Source organism: Marivita sp. S6314 (genome assembly GCF_023015985.1).
Taxonomy (GTDB): Bacteria; Pseudomonadota; Alphaproteobacteria; order Rhodobacterales; family Rhodobacteraceae; genus Marivita.
Window position 1 is genome coordinate 1 of the sequence record NZ_JALKAO010000029.1, and the last position, 491, is coordinate 491.

At 60.9% G+C, this 491-nt stretch carries 1 protein-coding gene; it reads left to right on the forward strand.

Annotation, left to right across the window (positions count from 1 at the left end):
* The coding region (locus tag MWU54_RS18865) for an AMP-binding protein (protein ID WP_247086759.1) at positions 1–491 on the forward strand (491 nt) is incomplete at both ends.

Here is a 491-nt window from a genome sequence, read left to right on the forward strand (position 1 = left end):
CGCAAAGGCGACCGGGTGGTGATCTACCTGCCGATGATCCCCGAAGCCGCCTATGCCATGCTGGCCTGCGCGCGGATCGGTGCGATCCACTCGATTGTGTTTGCCGGCTTTTCCCCCGATGCGCTGGCGGCGCGAGTGAACGGGTCGGACGCCAAGGTGGTGATCACCGCCGACGAAGCCCCGCGCGGGGGCCGCAAGACACCGCTCAAATCCAATGCCGACGCGGCGCTGCTGCACTGCAAGGACAGTGTCAAATGCCTTGTCGTCAAGCGCACCGGTGGCCAGACCACCTGGATCGACGGGCGCGACTATGACTACAACGAAATGGCGCTCGAGGCGTCAGATGTCAGCCAACCTGCTGAAATGAATGCCGAAGATCCCCTTTTCATTCTCTACACATCGGGCTCGACCGGGCAGCCCAAGGGGGTTGTGCACTCAACAGGTGGATATTTGGTTTACGCCGGCCTCACCCATGAGGTTGTTTTTGATTA